This window comes from Bacillus stercoris (genome assembly GCF_029772985.1).
GTDB lineage: Bacteria > Bacillota > Bacilli > Bacillales > Bacillaceae > Bacillus > Bacillus stercoris.
Map to the genome: position 1 here is coordinate 735,631 of NZ_CP121861.1, position 18,937 is coordinate 754,567.

At 43.9% G+C, this 18,937-nt stretch carries 15 protein-coding genes; 11 read left to right on the top strand and 4 right to left on the bottom strand.

Translation table 11 applies throughout. The features are described from left to right. Positions 1–212 precede the first annotated feature (212 nt). The 5 genes from ftsE (at position 213) to minJ (ending at position 5,373) form a co-directional block, all read left to right on the top strand. Positions 213–899 (top strand): cell division ATP-binding protein FtsE, encoded by a 687-nt coding sequence (gene ftsE, locus QA442_RS03795; RefSeq protein WP_014665539.1) that lies wholly within the window; start codon positions 213–215, stop codon positions 897–899. Continuing rightward, positions 892–1,782: a permease-like cell division protein FtsX gene (gene ftsX / locus QA442_RS03800; RefSeq protein WP_015251119.1), complete on the top strand. Its 891-nt coding sequence runs from the start codon at positions 892–894 to the stop codon at positions 1,780–1,782. The genes ftsE and ftsX overlap by 8 nt, the downstream gene beginning before the upstream one ends. A gap of 139 nt (positions 1,783–1,921) precedes the next feature. Next, positions 1,922–3,364 (top strand): carboxy-terminal processing protease CtpB, encoded by a 1,443-nt coding sequence (gene ctpB, locus QA442_RS03805; RefSeq protein ID WP_071582339.1) that lies wholly within the window; start codon positions 1,922–1,924, stop codon positions 3,362–3,364. 383 nt (positions 3,365–3,747) lie between these two features. Next, on the top strand, positions 3,748–4,101 hold the full coding sequence (swrA, locus tag QA442_RS03810; protein ID WP_015251121.1) for a swarming motility protein SwrAA: 354 nt from the start codon (positions 3,748–3,750) through the stop codon (positions 4,099–4,101). A 78-nt stretch (positions 4,102–4,179) separates the two neighbouring features. Continuing rightward, a complete protein-coding gene (minJ, locus tag QA442_RS03815) occupies positions 4,180–5,373 on the top strand; it encodes a cell division topological determinant MinJ (RefSeq protein ID WP_095431975.1) in 1,194 nt (397 codons plus the stop codon). Between the two features lie 47 nt (positions 5,374–5,420). On the opposite strand, the gene QA442_RS03820 is transcribed toward minJ, so the two are convergent. The 3 genes from QA442_RS03820 to QA442_RS03830 all read right to left on the bottom strand — a co-directional run bounded on the left by QA442_RS03820 (position 5,421) and on the right by QA442_RS03830 (position 9,925). Next, positions 5,421–6,755, bottom strand: coding sequence for an MFS transporter (locus QA442_RS03820; protein WP_095431974.1), 1,335 nt, complete (start codon positions 6,753–6,755; stop codon positions 5,421–5,423). Between the two features lie 30 nt (positions 6,756–6,785). Further along, the gene (locus QA442_RS03825) at positions 6,786–7,355 is read right to left on the bottom strand and encodes a TetR/AcrR family transcriptional regulator (protein ID WP_014665534.1); all 570 of its coding nucleotides are present in this window, start codon (positions 7,353–7,355) and stop codon (positions 6,786–6,788) included. Between the two features lie 74 nt (positions 7,356–7,429). Then, entirely contained in the window at positions 7,430–9,925 is a 2,496-nt protein-coding gene (locus QA442_RS03830; protein ID WP_095431973.1) for a PEP/pyruvate-binding domain-containing protein, read from the bottom strand. 429 nt (positions 9,926–10,354) lie between these two features. Here QA442_RS03830 and QA442_RS03835 point away from each other — a divergent pair, with 429 nt between their 5' ends. From QA442_RS03835 to hag, 4 genes are all read left to right on the top strand, one after another. After that, positions 10,355–10,585 carry a CsbA family protein gene (locus QA442_RS03835; RefSeq protein ID WP_003228053.1) on the top strand — a complete coding sequence of 77 codons (231 nt, stop codon included), beginning with the start codon at positions 10,355–10,357 and terminating at the stop codon, positions 10,583–10,585. A gap of 184 nt (positions 10,586–10,769) precedes the next feature. Then, positions 10,770–12,755 carry an excinuclease ABC subunit UvrB gene (uvrB, locus tag QA442_RS03840; RefSeq protein ID WP_069838622.1) on the top strand — a complete coding sequence of 662 codons (1,986 nt, stop codon included), beginning with the start codon at positions 10,770–10,772 and terminating at the stop codon, positions 12,753–12,755. Positions 12,756–12,762: 7 nt separating this feature from the next. Next, the gene (uvrA, locus tag QA442_RS03845; protein WP_095431972.1) at positions 12,763–15,636 is read left to right on the top strand and encodes an excinuclease ABC subunit UvrA; all 2,874 of its coding nucleotides are present in this window, start codon (positions 12,763–12,765) and stop codon (positions 15,634–15,636) included. A 336-nt stretch (positions 15,637–15,972) separates the two neighbouring features. After that, entirely contained in the window at positions 15,973–16,842 is an 870-nt protein-coding gene (hag, locus tag QA442_RS03850) for a flagellin Hag (RefSeq protein ID WP_040081686.1), read from the top strand. Between the two features lie 198 nt (positions 16,843–17,040). On the opposite strand, the gene QA442_RS03855 is transcribed toward hag, so the two are convergent. Further along, the gene (locus QA442_RS03855) at positions 17,041–17,271 is read right to left on the bottom strand and encodes a hypothetical protein (RefSeq protein WP_095431971.1); all 231 of its coding nucleotides are present in this window, start codon (positions 17,269–17,271) and stop codon (positions 17,041–17,043) included. Between the two features lie 217 nt (positions 17,272–17,488). On the opposite strand from QA442_RS03855, the gene yvlA reads away from it, so the two are divergent. Beyond that, a complete protein-coding gene (gene yvlA, locus QA442_RS03860; RefSeq protein ID WP_095431970.1) occupies positions 17,489–17,815 on the top strand; it encodes a protein YvlA in 327 nt (108 codons plus the stop codon). Positions 17,816–17,839: 24 nt separating this feature from the next. After that, a complete protein-coding gene (locus QA442_RS03865) occupies positions 17,840–18,937 on the top strand; it encodes a DUF4097 family beta strand repeat-containing protein (protein ID WP_095431969.1) in 1,098 nt (365 codons plus the stop codon).

Here is an 18,937-nt window from a genome sequence, read left to right on the forward strand (position 1 = left end):
TGCTGGCAAGGATTTTTTTATACCATAACAATATGAATGAAAAGAAACTGTAATAGTATTATGTCTAAATTTGACGTATAATGAAGTGTATTGAAAAAGGAAACTTTCAGATTTTTCATCTTTTTACAAATGAATGGGTCATAAATTGTCGAATGCATTCGAAGAGTATGACCGTGTGATAGATAAAATGATATAAAAGATTAGGTGATTTCATGATAGAAATGAAGGAAGTATATAAAGCCTATCCGAACGGCGTAAAAGCGCTCAATGGGGTTTCTGTTGCCATTCATCCCGGCGAGTTTGTGTATGTTGTCGGTCCGAGCGGAGCGGGTAAATCTACTTTTATTAAAATGATTTACAGAGAAGAAAAACCGACAAAAGGACAAATTTTAATCAATCATAAAGATCTCGCGGCAATTAAAGAAAAAGAGATTCCTTTCGTGCGCCGTAAAATCGGCGTTGTCTTTCAGGATTTCAAGCTTTTGCCGAAACTTACTGTTTTTGAAAATGTGGCATTTGCCCTTGAAGTGATTGGAGAACAGCCGTCTGTCATTAAAAAACGGGTGCTTGAAGTGCTTGATCTCGTGCAGCTGAAGCATAAAGCGAGACAATTTCCTGACCAGCTTTCAGGCGGGGAGCAGCAGCGTGTATCTATTGCCAGATCAATTGTGAACAACCCTGATGTTGTGATTGCTGATGAACCGACAGGAAACCTTGATCCGGATACGTCTTGGGAAGTCATGAAGACGCTGGAGGAAATTAATAACCGCGGGACAACAGTCGTGATGGCGACACATAATAAAGAAATCGTAAACACCATGAAGAAACGTGTCATTGCAATCGAAGATGGTATCATTGTGCGTGATGAGTCAAGAGGGGAGTATGGTTCATATGATTAAAATTCTCGGGCGCCACTTGCGTGAGAGTTTTAAATCTCTCGGGAGAAACACATGGATGACATTCGCATCCATTAGTGCTGTAACCGTTACGCTGATTTTGGTCGGCGTGTTTTTAGTGATTATGCTGAATTTGAATAACATGGCTACGAATGCTGAGAAACAAGTCGAAATTAAAGTGTTGGTTGATCTGACTGCAGATCAGAAGGCGCAGGACAAGCTTCAGAACGATATTAAGGAACTGAAGGGCATTCAGAGTGTCACGTTTTCATCTAAAGAAAAAGAGCTTGACCAGCTGGTTGACAGCTTTGGCGACAGCGGAAAATCCCTGACGATGAAGGATCAGGAAAACCCGCTTAATGATGCGTTTGTCGTCAAAACGACAGATCCGCATGATACGCCGAACGTGGCGAAAAAGATCGAAAAAATGGATCATGTCTATAAAGTCACTTACGGGAAAGAAGAGGTCAGCCGTTTGTTTAAAGTAGTCGGCGTTTCCCGCAACATCGGAATCGCGTTAATTATCGGCCTGGTATTTACGGCGATGTTCTTAATTTCCAACACCATTAAAATTACAATTTTCGCAAGAAGAAAAGAAATTGAAATCATGAAGCTTGTCGGCGCGACAAACTGGTTTATCCGCTGGCCGTTTTTCCTTGAAGGATTGCTGCTAGGCGTATTCGGTTCTGTGATCCCGATTGCATTGGTGCTGAGCACGTACCAATACGTCATCGGATGGGTCGTTCCAAAGGTTCAAGGATCATTTGTCTCTCTTCTTCCTTATAATCCATTTGTATTCCAAGTTTCGTTAGTGCTGATTGCAATCGGTGCAGTAATTGGAGTATGGGGAAGTCTGACTTCCATCCGCAAGTTTCTGCGAGTATAAAGTGAAAAAGCCGTCCCGCTTTCGGGGCGGCTTTTCATTTGCCTTCTTTTTCTTCTATGATTACATGAAATCTCCATCCTTTACATATACTATCTCTAGGTTTTGATAAAGACAGTCTGGCATACAGGAGGAGTAAAGGATGAATCAAAAAATAATGGCTGTGATAGCAGCAGGGAGCATGCTGTTCGGAGGCGCCGGTGTATATGCGGGAATCAACCTGCTTGAGATGGATAAGCCCCAGACTGCAGCAGTTCCCGCGACGGCACAAGCTGACTCTGAACGGGATAAAGCTATGGACAAAATCGAAAAAGCGTATGAGTTAATTTCGAATGAGTACGTAGAAAAAGTTGATAGAGAAAAGCTGCTCGAGGGAGCCATCCAGGGAATGCTGTCTACGCTAAATGATCCTTATTCTGTTTATATGGACAAGCAGACAGCTAAGCAATTTTCTGATTCTCTTGATTCCTCATTTGAAGGCATCGGGGCTGAGGTTGGCATGGAAGACGGCAAAATTATTATTGTTTCCCCATTCAAGAAATCGCCAGCGGAAAAAGCCGGGTTGAAGCCTAATGATGAAATTATCAGCATCAATGGAGAATCGATGGCCGGCAAGGATTTAAACCACGCTGTGTTAAAAATAAGAGGAAAGAAAGGGTCCAGTGTTTCAATGAAGATTCAGCGGCCCGGAACGAAGAAACAGCTGTCATTCCGGATCAAAAGAGCTGAGATTCCGCTTGAAACTGTTTTTGCATCAGAGAAAAAAGTGCAGGGGCATTCTGTCGGATATATCGCCATCTCTACTTTTTCTGAGCATACCGCAGAGGATTTTGCAAAAGCATTGAGAGAGCTTGAGAAAAAAGAAATAGAAGGACTAGTCATTGATGTACGCGGCAATCCGGGCGGATATCTTCAAAGTGTGGAAGAAATACTTAAGCATTTCGTTACAAAGGATCAGCCGTATATACAGATTGCTGAACGCAATGGAGATAAAAAACGTTATTTCTCAACATTGGCCCATAAAAAAGCGTACCCTGTCAACGTGATTACGGATAAAGGAAGTGCCTCCGCATCAGAAATTCTTGCCGGCGCATTAAAGGAGGCTGGCCATTATGATGTTGTAGGCGATACGTCTTTTGGCAAGGGAACGGTTCAACAGGCTGTGCCAATGGGGGACGGCAGCAACATCAAATTAACGCTCTACAAGTGGCTGACGCCAAATGGAAACTGGATTCATAAGAAAGGAATTGAGCCGACCATTGCGATTAAGCAGCCCGATTATTTTTCCGCAGGGCCGTTGCAGCTGAAAGAGCCGCTTAAAGTGGACATGAACAATGAAGATGTCAAGCATGCGCAGGTATTGTTAAAAGGTCTCAGCTTTGATCCGGGACGTGAGGATGGCTATTTCAGCAAAGACATGAAAAAAGCGGTTATGGCCTTTCAGGATCAAAACAAGCTGAATAAAACGGGTGTAATCGACACACGCACTGCAGAGGCACTGAATCAGCAGATAGAAAAGAAAAAATCAGATGAAAAAAATGATTTGCAGCTTCAAACAGCATTGAAATCATTATTTGTCAATTAAAGGAGATGGTATTCCATCTCCTGTTTCTTTATGCTTAAAGAGATTATGGATCATAAGTCACATAAAAAATGAGTTTTTGACAAGAAATTAAAAAAATTTTCACAAATAAACATTTATAAAGGACTGTTATTACCCGATATCAATATATGAGAGAGACTTTCTAACGAGTTAATATGCATTTAAAATGAAACTTTTGCAAGTTGCCTAGTCTTTGTTTACTTCATACAATATAAGAAGGTTCTAAAAAGAACAGTAATCAGGTTTATGGCAGCTGAACGACAGGTATTTAAAGAGTAACGTTAGCGAGAATGCTTGTTAGCACTCCAGTACTGCTGCGTATACTGGCCCGTGCTTATCTGGATAAAGAAAATGGGGGTTCACAATTGAAGAGGGCAAGTATTGTGCGTGAGAAAAAATATTATGAATTAGTGGAACAATTAAAAGACAGAACACAAGACGTAACATTTTCAGCTACAAAAGCACTAAGTCTTCTTATGCTGTTCAGCAGATATTTGGTCAATTACACCAATGTCGAATCAGTAAATGACATTAATGAGGAATGTGCCAAACATTATTTTAACTACTTAATGAAAAACCATAAGCGATTAGGAATTAATCTGACAGATATAAAAAGGTCGATGCATCTAATCAGCGGGTTATTGGATGTGGACGTAAACCACTATTTAAAGGATTTTTCACTATCGAATGTCACGCTGTGGATGACGCAAGAGAGATAAACTCTCCTGAGGATATCCAAGCCATTTAATATTTGATAGAATATGAGTAACATGTTTGGCTTGAGGCGGTGAGAGATAGTGTCTGTTCAATGGGGAATTGAACTGTTAAAAAGCGCGGGCCTGTTCTTCTTACACCCGCTTTTCTGGTTTTTTATCATCATAACTCTGGCTTTCGGCTATGTAAGAATCAAAAGGGAACGCAAAACCTTTCATACAAGAATAGCAGATATTTATGATGATCTGAAATTTACATATACAAAGGGACTGATTCCAGGTTTTCTTTTGTCAGTTGTTTTAGGTGGACTCGGAATATCGATTCCTCTCGGTTTACTTGCGATTATTGCCGTTATCACTGCAGCGGCAGCGTTCACTCTTCGCGCAAACTGGATGTCTGCTGCATATATCGTCAGTGTGAGTATGCTGATAGGTTTTGGACTGCAAGTCTATCAGGCTGAGCCCTTTCTGGAGAGATTTCCGCAAGGATTTGCAGTTGTTTGGCCGGCTGTGGCTGTGTTTCTAGGTTTGCTGATTATCACTGAAGGAGCGGTTGCTTATCGTTCTGCGCATGTGAGAACATCACCGGCGCTTGTCGTAAGCAGCCGCGGTTTGCCGATCGGACAGCAGCTGGCAAACCGGGTTTGGCTTTTGCCGCTGTTCCTTCTCGTGCCCGGTAATGGTTTAGAATCGCATCTTAGCTGGTGGCCCGTGTTTACTGTTCCCGGCGGCTCATTCCATTTTCTATGGATTCCTTACTTTGTCGGATTCGGACAAAGGGTACAGGGATCGCTTCCTGAAACGAGTATAAGGATCACAGCGAAACGCGTTTGTATTCTCGGCCTTGCCGTCACAGTTCTTGGTGCAGCGAGCTTGCTTTGGACGCCGCTTGCGGGTGCAGCCGTCTGTACAGCTTTGTTAGGACGCATTTTTCTGTCTATAAAACAAAGGGTGAATGATAACGCGGCTCCGTTTTATTTCTCGAAACGGGATCAGGGCTTGATGGTGCTTGGGATTATCCCCAATACGCCGGCTGAGGACCTGGAATTGAAAATCGGAGAAATCATTACAAAAGTTAATGGGATACCGGTTAAGAACGTTTCCGATTTCTATGAGGCGCTCCAGCATAACCGTGCATATGTGAAGCTTGAAATTATCGGTTTGAATGGAGAAATTCGTTTTGACCAGCGAGCTTCTTATGAAGGAGAACATCATGAATTGGGCATCCTCTTCGTAAAGGATGAACGTGAAGACGAAGCAGCCGCTTCGGGATCATAAAAGGCAGCCCGGCACCGCAGGAAGATGCGGGGCCGGGCTGTTTTGTATTACGCTGAGTTTTTTTCAATCCGTGCCGTTTCATCAGATTTGATGCCCAATGAAACAAAAACGCCGATAATGGATACAGCAAAGAGAATCATAAATAGGGTATGATATCCCGAAATCAGGCCGATTAAGGCTGATGAAATGATGCTTCCGAAATAACGGAAGGTCGAGAAAATGCCCGATGCCACTCCTGACATACTAGGATCTACTGTGGCAAGGGATGACACCTGCATGCTGGTCAGACCGACTCCGGAAGCAAGTCCGCCAAGGATAAGAGACAGCATGAGAAACAAGACGGAATGCGAGCTGCTTAACAGCAAAAATAATAGATTCGCTCCAGCCATCATAGCAAATGAAAGAAAAATGATTTTTTTTGCTCCCCACTTATGATGGAACTGTGCGCCCACCCAGTTGCTGGCTGACATGAAGATCGAAAATACAGAAAGCGCCATCCCGCTGTTAGACGTAGTAAGCCCAAATTGGTTCGTCATGAACAACGGCATGATCAATAAGACGGCATACATCATTAAATTGCTTAACAAGACTGATAGATTGGCATTTGTAAAGGTTGAGCTTTTAAACAGTGCAAAGTCAATGATTGGATGCTGTGTACGTTTTTCTCTTCTGAAAAAAAGCGGAACAAAAAGAAGTATTAATACACTGTATAACGCATAACCCCACGAAACCTCATTTTTCGTCAGCAGGATAATGGAAACGATGCTGCCTGCAAGCAAGAGAGAGCCGATGATATCCAGCGGCGCGTCAGATTTATTTTCTTTATATTGAGGAAACATCGTTAATGCCGTAAATAAAGCAATGGCGAGGAACGGAATGTTGACCCAAAAAATCGAATGCCAGCTGAAGCTGTCAATCAGTATAGAGCCGATAAAAGGCCCGAGTGCTGCACCAAGTCCCGCGCCCAGTCCGAAAAATCCAAACACTTTCGGCAGGCGTTTTTCAGAAACCACATGCCGGATAATGGCAATGCTGTTTGGCGTAAGCAATGCCCCTCCGACTGCCTGCAATGCCCGAAAGACAATTAACAGGAGCAGACTTGGTGAGAGAGCGCAGCCTAGGGATGCGAATAGAAATAGGCCGACTCCCCATAAGTACATTGTTTTATTGCCGTACATGTCACCGAGCTTTCCTGCAATCGGCTGTGTGACTGCCATCACGATTAAATAAACGGTAACCACCCAAGTGATGCTTGCGAGGGATTCGTTATACGTATGGGAAATAGATGAGAGCGCGACCGCGATCATCGTTGAGTTAATGGGAACCAGAATGGCCCCCAATAATAGCGAGACGATCAGCGCCCATTCTTTTCTTGAGCTCATTGGGATCCTCCTTTTTATTATGCCAAGGAGTTAATCAGCAGAAATTCCTTTGACAAATAAAGCTGTGCTGTGCTCCAGCATTTTTTCCTGGGGCATTGATATGACCCGATTTCCTAAATGGAGACGGTGAATGAAATAACCGAAGATAATCGACATGAACACGTCGGCATGCTCCGCTTCATTTCCTGTCTGAATAACCCCTTTTTCACCCATCGTTTTGAGATAATCAACCAATAGCTGTTTCATAGATTGGGGATATTCAGTGACGTGGTTAATGACATCCTGAAACATGGCCGGTTCACGAAAGCTGATTTTAATGATATCTTTTCTATGTTCGAGCTCCTCCAAGAGACAGGTTCCGATATGAAGCAGGTCTTTGTACAAATCCCCTTCGGTTTGTTCCAAAATGCTGCTTCTGTTTGTAGAATGCTGAGAAAGCAAAGCCTCAACTAGTCCTTGTTTGTTTTTAAAGTTCCTGAAAATCGTCGCTTCACTTACATTTGCTTTTTCTGCGATTTCTTTTGTAGTCGTTGCGCGATATCCTTTTTGGACGAGCAGCTGCATGGCAGCGTCAAGGATTCTCTTGTTTGTCGGTCTCAATACGTTTCACCTCACGAATATACTGGCAGGACAAGTATACACCTGCCCCGCTTGTATAAGAAAGAGGGGACGCATCAGGACCGGCTGACAACTGTGATTTTGCCGCTGCTTCCGTCAACCGTGATGATGTCTCCGTCTCGCAGTCTTTCTGTTGCCGTGCGTGTGCCGAGAACGGCTGGAATGCCGTATTCACGGGCGATAATCGCAGCGTGAGACAAAATGCCGCCCGTGTCTGTAATAACCGCTTTGGCATCTTGAAACAGGCTGGTCCACAGCGGTGTGGTCATCTTGCAAACAAGTATGTCCCCAGGCGCGAATTGAGAAAATTCATTGGCGTCCCGAATGATCTTCACCGGACCTGTCGCAATGCCGCTTGATGCCGCAATGCCAAAAATATGATTCTCTGTGTTTTTTTCATCCTCTATCACAGCGCCGACGATTTCTTCAGCTGCTTTGAGCTGTTCTTTTGTCGGAGTGCCGAGATAGGCAGGGGCTTGGGCCAGCTCATACTCATGAAAGGTCTTCCTGCGTTTTTCAGCCTTTTCTTGCAGGGATACAGGGTGAAGAAGCGCGTGTTCCACTTCGTCGTCATATAAGAACCAAAGATCCTCACGATCTTGAATAACACCGTTTTCCGCCAGCAATTCACCTACCTTCAGCAGAAAGATTCTCGCCTTGGCATCCAGCATGGCGTCAATATAAAAGTGGTGATCATCTTTTATATTTGCAGCGTTCAGCGTCCATTGATAAAAGCGGTCAAATTCTGTGCGTAAATCGGGATCTTCTATGTTTTTCAAGAATTCATTGTATAATTTCTCTCGTTTTTCTTTCGTTTTCTGAAATTCATTGTCAAAATGATAGCCATTACGGACATAATTTTGAATATTGGCCAGAGCAAAATACGGATTTTCCGCCCAGATTTGTTCAATCAGATCATGACTTTTTACAGATCTCCATCCGTATTCTTGCAAGAATTCATGGATATTCTTCAGGAAGCGTCTTCCCTCATCTGTTTGTTCCAATTTCTCTTGGAGCTGTTCAGGCTTGTTGTTTTCAAAAATGGCCAGAAGGTGCGGGTTCTCCTGAACTTCAACGGAAAAAAGCCATAGGCAACGGTCAGTTTCCAGTGATTTGTTCATTTTTCCTGTCAGCATCTCGTAAAAATGAGCGTTTTCGGACTCTCCTTGAATGTCCTGATACATCGCTTGCAGTTTGTTTGTTAAAAGGATTTGCGGGAAAACGATGTTGAAGTGCTCTTCATAAGCCGTGAGATAAAATGCCTTTAGGTGTCGAAAAGCATCCAGTGCGCTTTCTGCAGTATGCTCAGTTTGTGCGAGCTGGTCCAGTGTCCGGTAAAAAGGAAGATAGGTGTGATTGATGATGTCATACATACGCTCCGATAAAATTGGGAAAAGCTCTTTGCCACAGTCTTCAGAAGGAGGCTGTTGTCCTCCTTGGTTTTTGGAATAAATATGTCCGCGATAAAGTTTTACTTCATCAACAACAACACCAATCGGGAACTTTTGCATGCTCTTCTTTAAGCCATATTCCAATGCCGGCACGATGAAGGATGAAAATAACGGACTCACCGGACCTTCAATATTAGACTCCATGTTAAGCCAGAAGTCATTCATATCAGCATCGGTAATCATGAAGCTGCGTTTTTCTTCTGCCGCTTTTTTGTCCTGTTCAATGGTTGTAATCGGGCGAGCTTGCAGAAGGTATATTTGATGATCAGCAATTCCAAATTCTATATCAACAGGATACCCGTACAGGTCTTCAGTTTTTTTTGTGATTTCAGCCAAATCAATCACTTGTTCATCTGTAAGGCAAAAACGGCTGCGCATGTCTTCACTCGTTTCCTTTTCAGCAATTCCTTCTGCCGCAGACTCCATGTAGATTTCTTTTGCCCCTATTTCTTTCTGAATCTCAAACGAAGATTTATGAACAATGAACGTGTCTGGGGTAACACTTCCTGAAACGACAGCTTCACCCAGCCCGTAGCTGGCGCTGATTAAAAGCTCTCTATCATCATGGGTAACAGGGTTGCGGCTGAAAATAACACCTGACACTTCTGAATCGATCAGCCCCTGAACGACCACTCCCATTAACGGCTCTGTAATTTGATTGTTCATTTTTTTCTTATAGCTGCTGACCCGCCCTGAAAAAAATGAGGCCCAGCACTCTTTCACTTTAGCCAGAAACTCTTCCTCTGTTTTGATATTTAAGTAGGTTTCATACTGACCCGCGAATGAGGCGCCTTCTAAATCTTCCGAAGCAGATGAAGAACGCACGGCTACGGATCGATATGATTCTCTAAGCTGATAAAAAGAACTAGTCAGCTCATTTTTCAGCTCTTCCGAAAATGTCCCGGAAATGATCTCGCTTTCGACGCTCTTGCTAGTCTCTTGAAGCTGGTTGTCCTCCATAAAACGTGCGAGCGCGTTCGTTTGAATAATAAACCCGTCCGGAACAGGAAGACCGTGTTTGGTCAATTTAATCAAATTCATTCCTTTTGCTCCAGCCAGCTGGCTGGACTCTTCTGCCTGGCGAAATAAAACAGAATACATAGTTGAAACCCCTCTCTCCTTCATTTTATTTTTCTCTCTAGTCTTTTTATGGCGGAGCCTGTGTTTAAAAATGATAGTAAACACTATCATTCCATTGTAGGTTTTCAGGAAAATGCTGTCAAACGCAGAAAGTCCTAAATAAAATGAATAGTTAAGTTAGTTATATTATCATGAAATATACGGATGAACTGGTGCTGTATACCTATTTTCTTTTATTCTAGGAATCTGGCGGCGGACTTGATGATGTAATAGAAAAAGTGCCGCTGTGTGGGACAGCAGAACAATGTCCAGCACCAAAAATGCAAATATGGTGATTGATTTTGGATGAAAAGGGGTATGGTGTAGGAGAGGGAGCGAATGCATGATTGTCCGATTCTTCATTTTTTACTATAATCAGATCAGATGAAGAATCCCTGAGGAGGGTTTTTGTTGATTACAAAAGCCGTTTTTGCATTGTTTTTCCCTTTTATGCTTGTCGTTCTATTTACTAGAGTCACGTTTAATCATTATGTGGCGATCGCTCTAACAGCTGCATTGCTGTTTGCCTCTTATTTAAAAGGCTATACAGAAACGTATTTTATTGTAGGATTGGATGTTGTATCTCTTGTGGCTGGCGGACTGTATATGGCCAAAAAAGCTGCAGAGAAAAAAGAAGAATAATCGGACATAATGAATATAAAGACCGAATACCTGCTTTTACGTTTAAAAAGCAGGTTTTTTATACACAAAAACAGCTGGAAATAAAAAACCACCGAACTTTAGTTCGTATTTTTAGTGATTTTGCTTTCCATTGTGTTACTATATCTATAGGAAGATTTCGTTAAAGAAACGGAGGCTTATTTTTGTGAAAGATCGCTTTGAGTTAGTCTCGAAATATCAGCCCCAGGGAGATCAGCCGAAAGCCATTGAAAAGCTTGTAAAAGGAATTCAGGAAGGCAAGAAGCATCAGACTCTGCTGGGTGCGACAGGAACTGGGAAAACATTTACGGTGTCCAATTTGATTAAAGAAGTCAATAAGCCGACTCTCGTGATTGCCCATAACAAAACTCTTGCTGGACAGCTTTACAGTGAGTTCAAGGAATTTTTTCCGAACAATGCTGTCGAGTACTTTGTCAGCTACTATGATTATTATCAGCCGGAGGCGTATGTGCCTCAAACGGATACATTTATAGAGAAAGACGCTAGTATTAATGATGAAATTGATAAACTGAGACACTCCGCCACATCGTCTCTGTTTGAGCGTAGAGATGTCATTATTATTGCGAGTGTGTCTTGTATATACGGCCTCGGTTCGCCTGAGGAATACCGGGAAATGGTCGTGTCATTGCGGAGTGAAATGGAAATTGAGCGCAACGAGCTGCTCAGAAAACTTGTAGACATTCAATATGCCCGCAACGATATCGACTTTCAGCGCGGTACATTTCGTGTGCGCGGGGATGTAGTGGAAATCTTCCCGGCATCCCGTGATGAGCATTGTATCAGAGTTGAATTTTTCGGTGACGAAATTGAACGGATTCGGGAAGTGGATGCGCTGACAGGAGAAATTCTCGGCGATCGTGATCATGTTGCGATTTTCCCGGCGTCCCACTTCGTAACGCGGGCCGAGAAAATGGAGAAAGCGATTCAAAATATCGAGAAAGAGCTTGAGGAACAGCTGAAAGTTATGCACGAAAACGGCAAGCTGCTTGAAGCGCAGCGTTTAGAGCAGCGGACAAGATATGATCTTGAAATGATGCGTGAAATGGGTTTCTGCTCGGGTATCGAGAACTATTCAAGACATTTGACGCTGCGGCCTCCAGGTTCAACGCCGTATACGCTGCTTGATTATTTCCCAGACGATTTTATGATCGTAGTGGATGAGTCGCATGTGACCATTCCTCAGGTGCGCGGCATGTTTAACGGAGACCAGGCGCGGAAACAGGTGCTCGTGGATCACGGCTTCCGGCTTCCATCAGCGCTTGATAACCGTCCGCTTCGTTTTGAGGAATTTGAAAAGCATATGCATAATATCGTGTATGTATCAGCAACACCAGGGCCGTACGAGATTGAACACACAGATGAAATGGTCGAACAGATCATTCGTCCGACGGGGCTTCTTGACCCGCTTATCGACGTTCGTCCAATCGAAGGCCAGATTGACGACTTGATCGGCGAAATTCAAGCAAGAATCGAGCGGAATGAACGGGTGCTTGTGACAACTTTGACAAAGAAGATGTCAGAGGATCTGACCGATTATTTAAAGGAAATCGGCATTAAAGTAAACTATCTGCATTCTGAGATTAAGACGCTTGAACGGATTGAAATTATTCGTGACCTGCGCCTTGGCAAGTACGATGTGCTTGTCGGCATCAACCTGCTGAGGGAAGGCCTGGACATTCCCGAAGTATCCTTAGTTGCGATTTTGGATGCGGATAAGGAAGGCTTCCTTCGTTCGGAGCGTTCGCTGATCCAGACCATCGGGCGGGCAGCGAGAAATGCGGAAGGCCGCGTCATTATGTACGCCGATAAAATAACGAAGTCTATGGAAATTGCGATTAACGAAACAAAACGACGCCGCGAGCAGCAGGAGCGGTTTAACGCAGAGCACGGCATTACGCCGAAAACGATAAATAAAGAAATTCGCGATGTCATTCGTGCCACAGTAGCAGCTGAGGATAAAGCGGAATACAAAGCAAAAGCCGCGCCGAAGCTGTCGAAAATGACGAAGAAAGAACGCCAGAAAGTCGTTGAACAGATGGAGCATGAAATGAAGGAAGCCGCCAAGGCGCTTGACTTTGAAAGAGCCGCGGAGCTTCGCGATTTACTTTTAGAGCTAAAAGCGGAAGGATGATGAACAAATGGCTATGGATCGGATAGAGGTGAAGGGAGCCAGGGCGCATAACCTGAAAAATATAGATGTAACGATTCCGAGAGATCAGCTTGTCGTTGTCACGGGTTTGTCCGGATCAGGTAAATCCTCCCTTGCCTTTGACACGATATATGCTGAAGGACAGAGACGGTATGTCGAATCGCTGTCTGCTTATGCCCGCCAGTTTTTAGGGCAAATGGATAAGCCTGATGTTGATGCAATTGAAGGCCTGTCTCCCGCCATCAGCATCGATCAGAAAACAACGAGCCGCAATCCGAGGTCTACTGTCGGTACGGTAACGGAGATTTATGATTATCTGCGTCTTTTATATGCGAGAGTAGGGAAGCCTCATTGCCCGGAGCACGGAATTGAGATTACATCCCAGACCATCGAGCAAATGGTGGACAGAATTCTGGAATACCCGGAACGGACGAAGCTTCAGGTGCTGGCGCCGATTGTCTCGGGCCGAAAAGGCGCTCATGTCAAGGTGCTTGAACAGATTAGAAAACAAGGCTATGTCAGAGTCAGAATTGACGGCGAGATGGCTGAGCTTTCCGACGATATCGAATTAGAAAAGAATAAGAAGCATTCCATTGAGGTTGTCATTGACCGGATTGTGGTGAAAGAAGGCGTGGCAGCCCGGCTGTCAGATTCATTGGAAACGGCGCTCCGTTTAGGTGAAGGACGGGTTATGATTGATGTCATCGGTGAGGAAGAGCTGATGTTCAGCGAGCATCATGCCTGTCCGCACTGCGGATTTTCAATTGGTGAGCTTGAGCCGCGCCTGTTTTCGTTTAACAGTCCGTTCGGGGCGTGTCCGACGTGTGACGGTCTCGGAATGAAGCTTGAAGTGGATGCCGACCTTGTCATCCCCAATCAAGATTTGTCATTGAAGGAGAATGCGGTCGCCCCTTGGACACCGATCAGTTCACAATATTATCCTCAGCTGCTTGAGGCAGTCTGCACCCACTACGGGATTGATATGGATGTGCCGGTCAAAGATCTGCCGAAGCATCAATTGGATAAAGTGCTGTACGGCAGCGGAGACGACCTGATTTATTTCCGATATGAAAATGATTTTGGTCAAATACGTGAAGGTGAAATTCAATTTGAAGGCGTATTGCGCAACATTGAAAGACGCTATAAGGAGACAAGCTCTGATTTTATCCGTGAACAAATGGAGCAGTATATGTCTCAGAAGTCTTGTCCGACGTGCAAAGGCTATCGGTTAAAGAAAGAGGCGCTTGCCGTATTGGTTGACGGACGCCACATCGGAAAAATTACCGAGCAGTCTGTAGCCGATGCACTCGCCTTTTTCAAAGGCCTTACCCTTTCTGAGAAGGATATGCAGATCGCTAATTTGATTTTGCGCGAAATTGTGGAGCGCTTAAGCTTTCTGGATAAAGTCGGCCTCGATTACCTGACATTGAGCAGGGCAGCGGGAACGCTGTCCGGTGGAGAGGCACAGCGCATCAGGCTGGCGACTCAAATTGGCTCGCGCTTATCCGGTGTGCTTTATATTTTAGATGAACCGTCTATCGGTCTGCATCAGCGTGATAACGACCGCTTGATCAGCGCACTGAAAAATATGAGAGACCTCGGGAACACACTGATTGTTGTCGAACATGATGAGGACACGATGATGGCAGCGGATTATTTAATAGATATTGGACCGGGTGCCGGCATTCACGGCGGACAGGTGACATCTGCAGGTACGCCGGAAGAAGTGATGGAAGATCCAAACTCATTAACTGGCAGCTATTTATCAGGGAAAAAGTTTATCCCATTGCCTCCTGAAAGAAGAAAGCCGGATGGACGTTACATTGAAATGAAAGGCGCTTCAGAAAACAACCTGAAAAAAGTGAATGCCAAGTTCCCGCTGGGGACGTTTACAGCAGTTACAGGTGTTTCCGGTTCAGGAAAGAGTACACTCGTTAATGAAATTTTGCATAAGGCGCTGGCGCAAAAGCTTCATAAAGCGAAAGCGAAGCCCGGCAGCCATAAAGAGATAAAAGGTTTGGACCATTTAGACAAAGTCATCGACATTGACCAGGCGCCAATCGGTAGAACGCCGAGATCCAACCCTGCGACATACACCGGTGTGTTTGATGACATTCGCGATGTATTTGCGCAGACAAATGAAGCGAAGGTCCGCGGCTATAAAAAAGGCCGTTTCAGCTTTAACGTGAAGGGCGGGCGATGTGAAGCCTGCCGCGGAGACGGGATTATTAAAATTGAAATGCACTTCCTTCCTGACGTATACGTTCCATGCGAGGTATGCCACGGCAAACGCTATAATCGGGAAACGCTTGAAGTGACGTACAAAGGAAAAAGCATCTCTGATGTGCTTGATATGACGGTTGAAGATGCTCTTTCTTTCTTTGAAAATATCCCGAAAATCAAACGCAAGCTTCAAACCCTTTATGATGTTGGTTTAGGTTATATTACGCTCGGCCAGCCGGCGACGACCTTGTCGGGCGGAGAAGCGCAGCGCGTGAAGCTCGCATCAGAGCTGCACAAACGCTCGACCGGACGCACGCTCTACATTTTAGATGAGCCGACGACAGGTTTGCATGTCGACGATATCGCCAGACTTCTTGTCGTGCTGCAACGGTTGGTAGACAACGGGGACACTGTACTGGTTATTGAGCACAACCTTGATATCATTAAAACGGCCGATTACATTGTGGATCTGGGCCCGGAAGGCGGAGCCGGAGGCGGAACCATTGTCGCGTCAGGCACGCCTGAGGAAATCACTGAAGTGGAAGAATCGTATACAGGCCGTTATTTGAAGCCTGTTATGGAGCGTGACAAAAAACGCATGAAATCGCTCTTGGAAGCGAAAGAAACGGCTACATCTTAAAAAACTTTATTAAGAGAGAACAGCTTGTCAGCAAGTCCATCCATGGGCTTAGCAGGCAAGCTTTTTCTTTACGGCATAATAGTATAGAATCATCTTTGGGTAAAATTTCTTTGGGAAAACGCCTAAACATTTACAAATTGCTGTCGATATATGAATTGAAAGGCGGATGATGGTTTCCAAATCAAGCAGACAAACCCTATTAAGGGGTTTAAAGGAATCCTTAATCAATAACTGAATCTACATAGGTTAGAAGCTTTATTGGAATCTCATACGCCAGAAATCAAAGAAAAGGAAGTCTTTGATTTCAAAATAAATACACATGGAGGTAATTTACACATGAGAATTAACCACAATATCGCAGCACTTAACACACTGAACCGTTTGTCTTCAAACAACGGTGCGAGCCAAAAGAACATGGAGAAACTGTCTTCAGGTCTTCGTATCAACCGTGCGGGAGATGACGCAGCGGGTCTTGCGATCTCTGAAAAAATGAGAGGACAAATCAGAGGTCTTGAAATGGCTTCTAAAAACTCTCAAGACGGAATCTCTCTTATCCAAACAGCTGAGGGTGCATTGACTGAAACTCATGCAATCCTTCAACGTATGCGTGAACTTACTGTTCAAGCTGGTAACACTGGTACGCAAGATGATACTGACCTTCAAGCGATCCAAGACGAAATGGACTCTTTAATTGAAGAGATCGGTGGGCAAGACGGAAGTAAAGGTATTGCGGACCGTACGCAATTTAACGGTAAAAACCTGTTAGACGGTTCTTTTTCAGAAGCAAGCGGTAAACAGCTTACATTCCAAATTGGAGCGAATGGCGGACAGCAGTTAAGTGTAAACATTGAGAGCATGAAAGCTGCTGACTTAGGTTCAGACGCTATCAAAATCAAAGATATTAAAGTAACAGATTTCACAACTAATTCATTTGACGATCAACTTGGAGCTATCGACGCAGCAACGAATCAAGTATCTGCTCAACGCGCAAAACTTGGTGCGGTACAAAACCGTCTAGAGCACACAATCAACAACCTTGGTGCTTCTTCTGAAAACCTGACAGCTGCTGAGTCTCGTATCCGTGACGTTGACATGGCGAAAGAAATGAGCGAGTTCACAAAGAACAACATTCTTTCTCAAGCTTCTCAGGCGATGCTTGCTCAAGCAAACCAACAGCCGCAAAACGTACTTCAATTGTTACGTTAATTTCTGAAAAGCTATCTCTTTCTGATAGTCACAGCTTGCCGACAGAGTCCATTAACTGGATGTGCCGGCAGGCTTTTTTTGTTACAATCATGGTGTGACAGCTAGGGAATCACTTGTTTTTTCAAAACAAAAAAGGCAAGATATTGTCATCTAACCTTTAGCTTTGTTTCAGTTATAATGATGAAATGTTTTCCGCAATTATAAAGTCTTCTTATACAGCTGCTTACTTACACTCATTAAATCTTGAACAATATGCGTGCTGCTGCTATCGAGGAGCACTTTTATATATTGGATATCGTGAGAGATCGGGAAGGGTCCGTGAATCTGTTCAAGCTCGGCGATCATTTCACGATTCATTCTTTTTTGTTCATGAATCAGCTTTAACACGGATTCTTGTGTTACTGTATAGTCACTGGGATCTTTCTCCATTGCTTGTCCAGCCTCCTTGGTTGCCGTAAGCTTTTTACATATTGTAATCGGTATAGCCGGAAGATTCTACTTCTAAAACTTTTTAAAATCCAATTTCCGTAAATCGGAGCATGTCTAAAGAATGAATTTGAAACCTGAAGAGATTTTAAACGTATAAATAAGTAAAACGTCCCTGATCTTTTGTCATGGGCAATTCACAATAGGAGTGTGGAATAAATTGAACCGAAATCAAGCTATTATTGCATCACTTTGTTACTTCAGTGTGTTCATTGCGCCAATCATTGTGCCGATTGTCGCTTATTTTGTAGTAAATGAGAAAGAAACAAAACGCCATGCGATACGTTCTCTTATTTCTCACATTGTTCCGTTTGTCGGCTGGCTGTTCCTTTTTATTGCTTTACTTGGCGGAGCTATTGCGACTGATGGAGACAGCCTTCTTCCCGTATTTGTAATCATTGGGGGAGCGTCCATTTATTTCTTGGTTGTCATTGGCATTATCATTTGGAATGTGATTCAGGGCATTAAGGTCCTGCGTGAAGCATAAGTAGACAATGGGGAGGAGATCGTAATGAAGCAAGAAAAGGAACGAATCCTTAAGCTTGTTGAGGAAGGGAAGCTTACCGCACAAGAGGCTTTGACACTGATTGAAAAGCTTGACAGCGACTATAAGGAAAAAGAAGAGAAAATCACAGCGCTCTCAGTTCACGTTCATGACGAGGAAGAGCCATTTACAACGGCAAAAAAAGAGAGCGGCAAGCCGTCTTTAGGAGCCAAGCTATTTGACTGGATTGATTCTGCTGTGAAAAAGGTCAAGGAAGTTGACCTTGATTTAAACTTCGGCCATGCATATGATGTTCAGCACATTTTTCAATTTAAAGATACTGACTTTTCCAGTGTTGAGCTGCAAATTGCCAATGGCAGCGTGAATATTGTCCCTTGGGAAGATGAGGATATCAGAGCGGAATGCCAGGCAAAGGTATATCGCGCTGACAGCCAGGATGCGGCGAGACATGCATTTCTTCAGCATATTGAATGCGAAATCAAAGGAAATAAGTTTTTTATCCGTACTGAGAAAAAGACGATGAAAACGAATGTCACTTTGTATATTCCTCAAAAGGAGTATGATAAGATTCGGGTGAAGCTGTTTAATGGACCGATCAGAGGGGAACATTTACATGTAAAAGAGTTCTCAGCGAAAACGACAAACGGCGTGCTGTCGTTCTCGCATTTAACAGCTGAAAAAGCCATTGCTGAAACGGCCAACGGGCAAATTAAGCTCGCCAGCCACAGCTGCGGAACGATAGAAGCGGAAACCATTAACGGATTGATCGATCTCCGAGGGGAAAGCGAATCCATTGACGTTCAAAGCTTTAACGGAAATATTGCGATTAACGTAACAGAATCAGACTGCCGCTCCATTTATGCAAAAACAACGACTGGGAGTGTGGAGCTTGCGATTCCGGACGATCTCGCAGTGAAGGCAGAGCTGAAAAGCAATCTTGGTTCGCTGTCCCATGAATTAATGGATGTTGAGATGCTGAAGGAAAAAAATGAAACCATTCAAAAAGAAATGATGTTCACTTCAAATCAGGCACATGATCAAAACATCACCGTCTTCTCAGAATCATTAACAGGCGCCATCAAACTAAAGTACTCACAGAGGTGA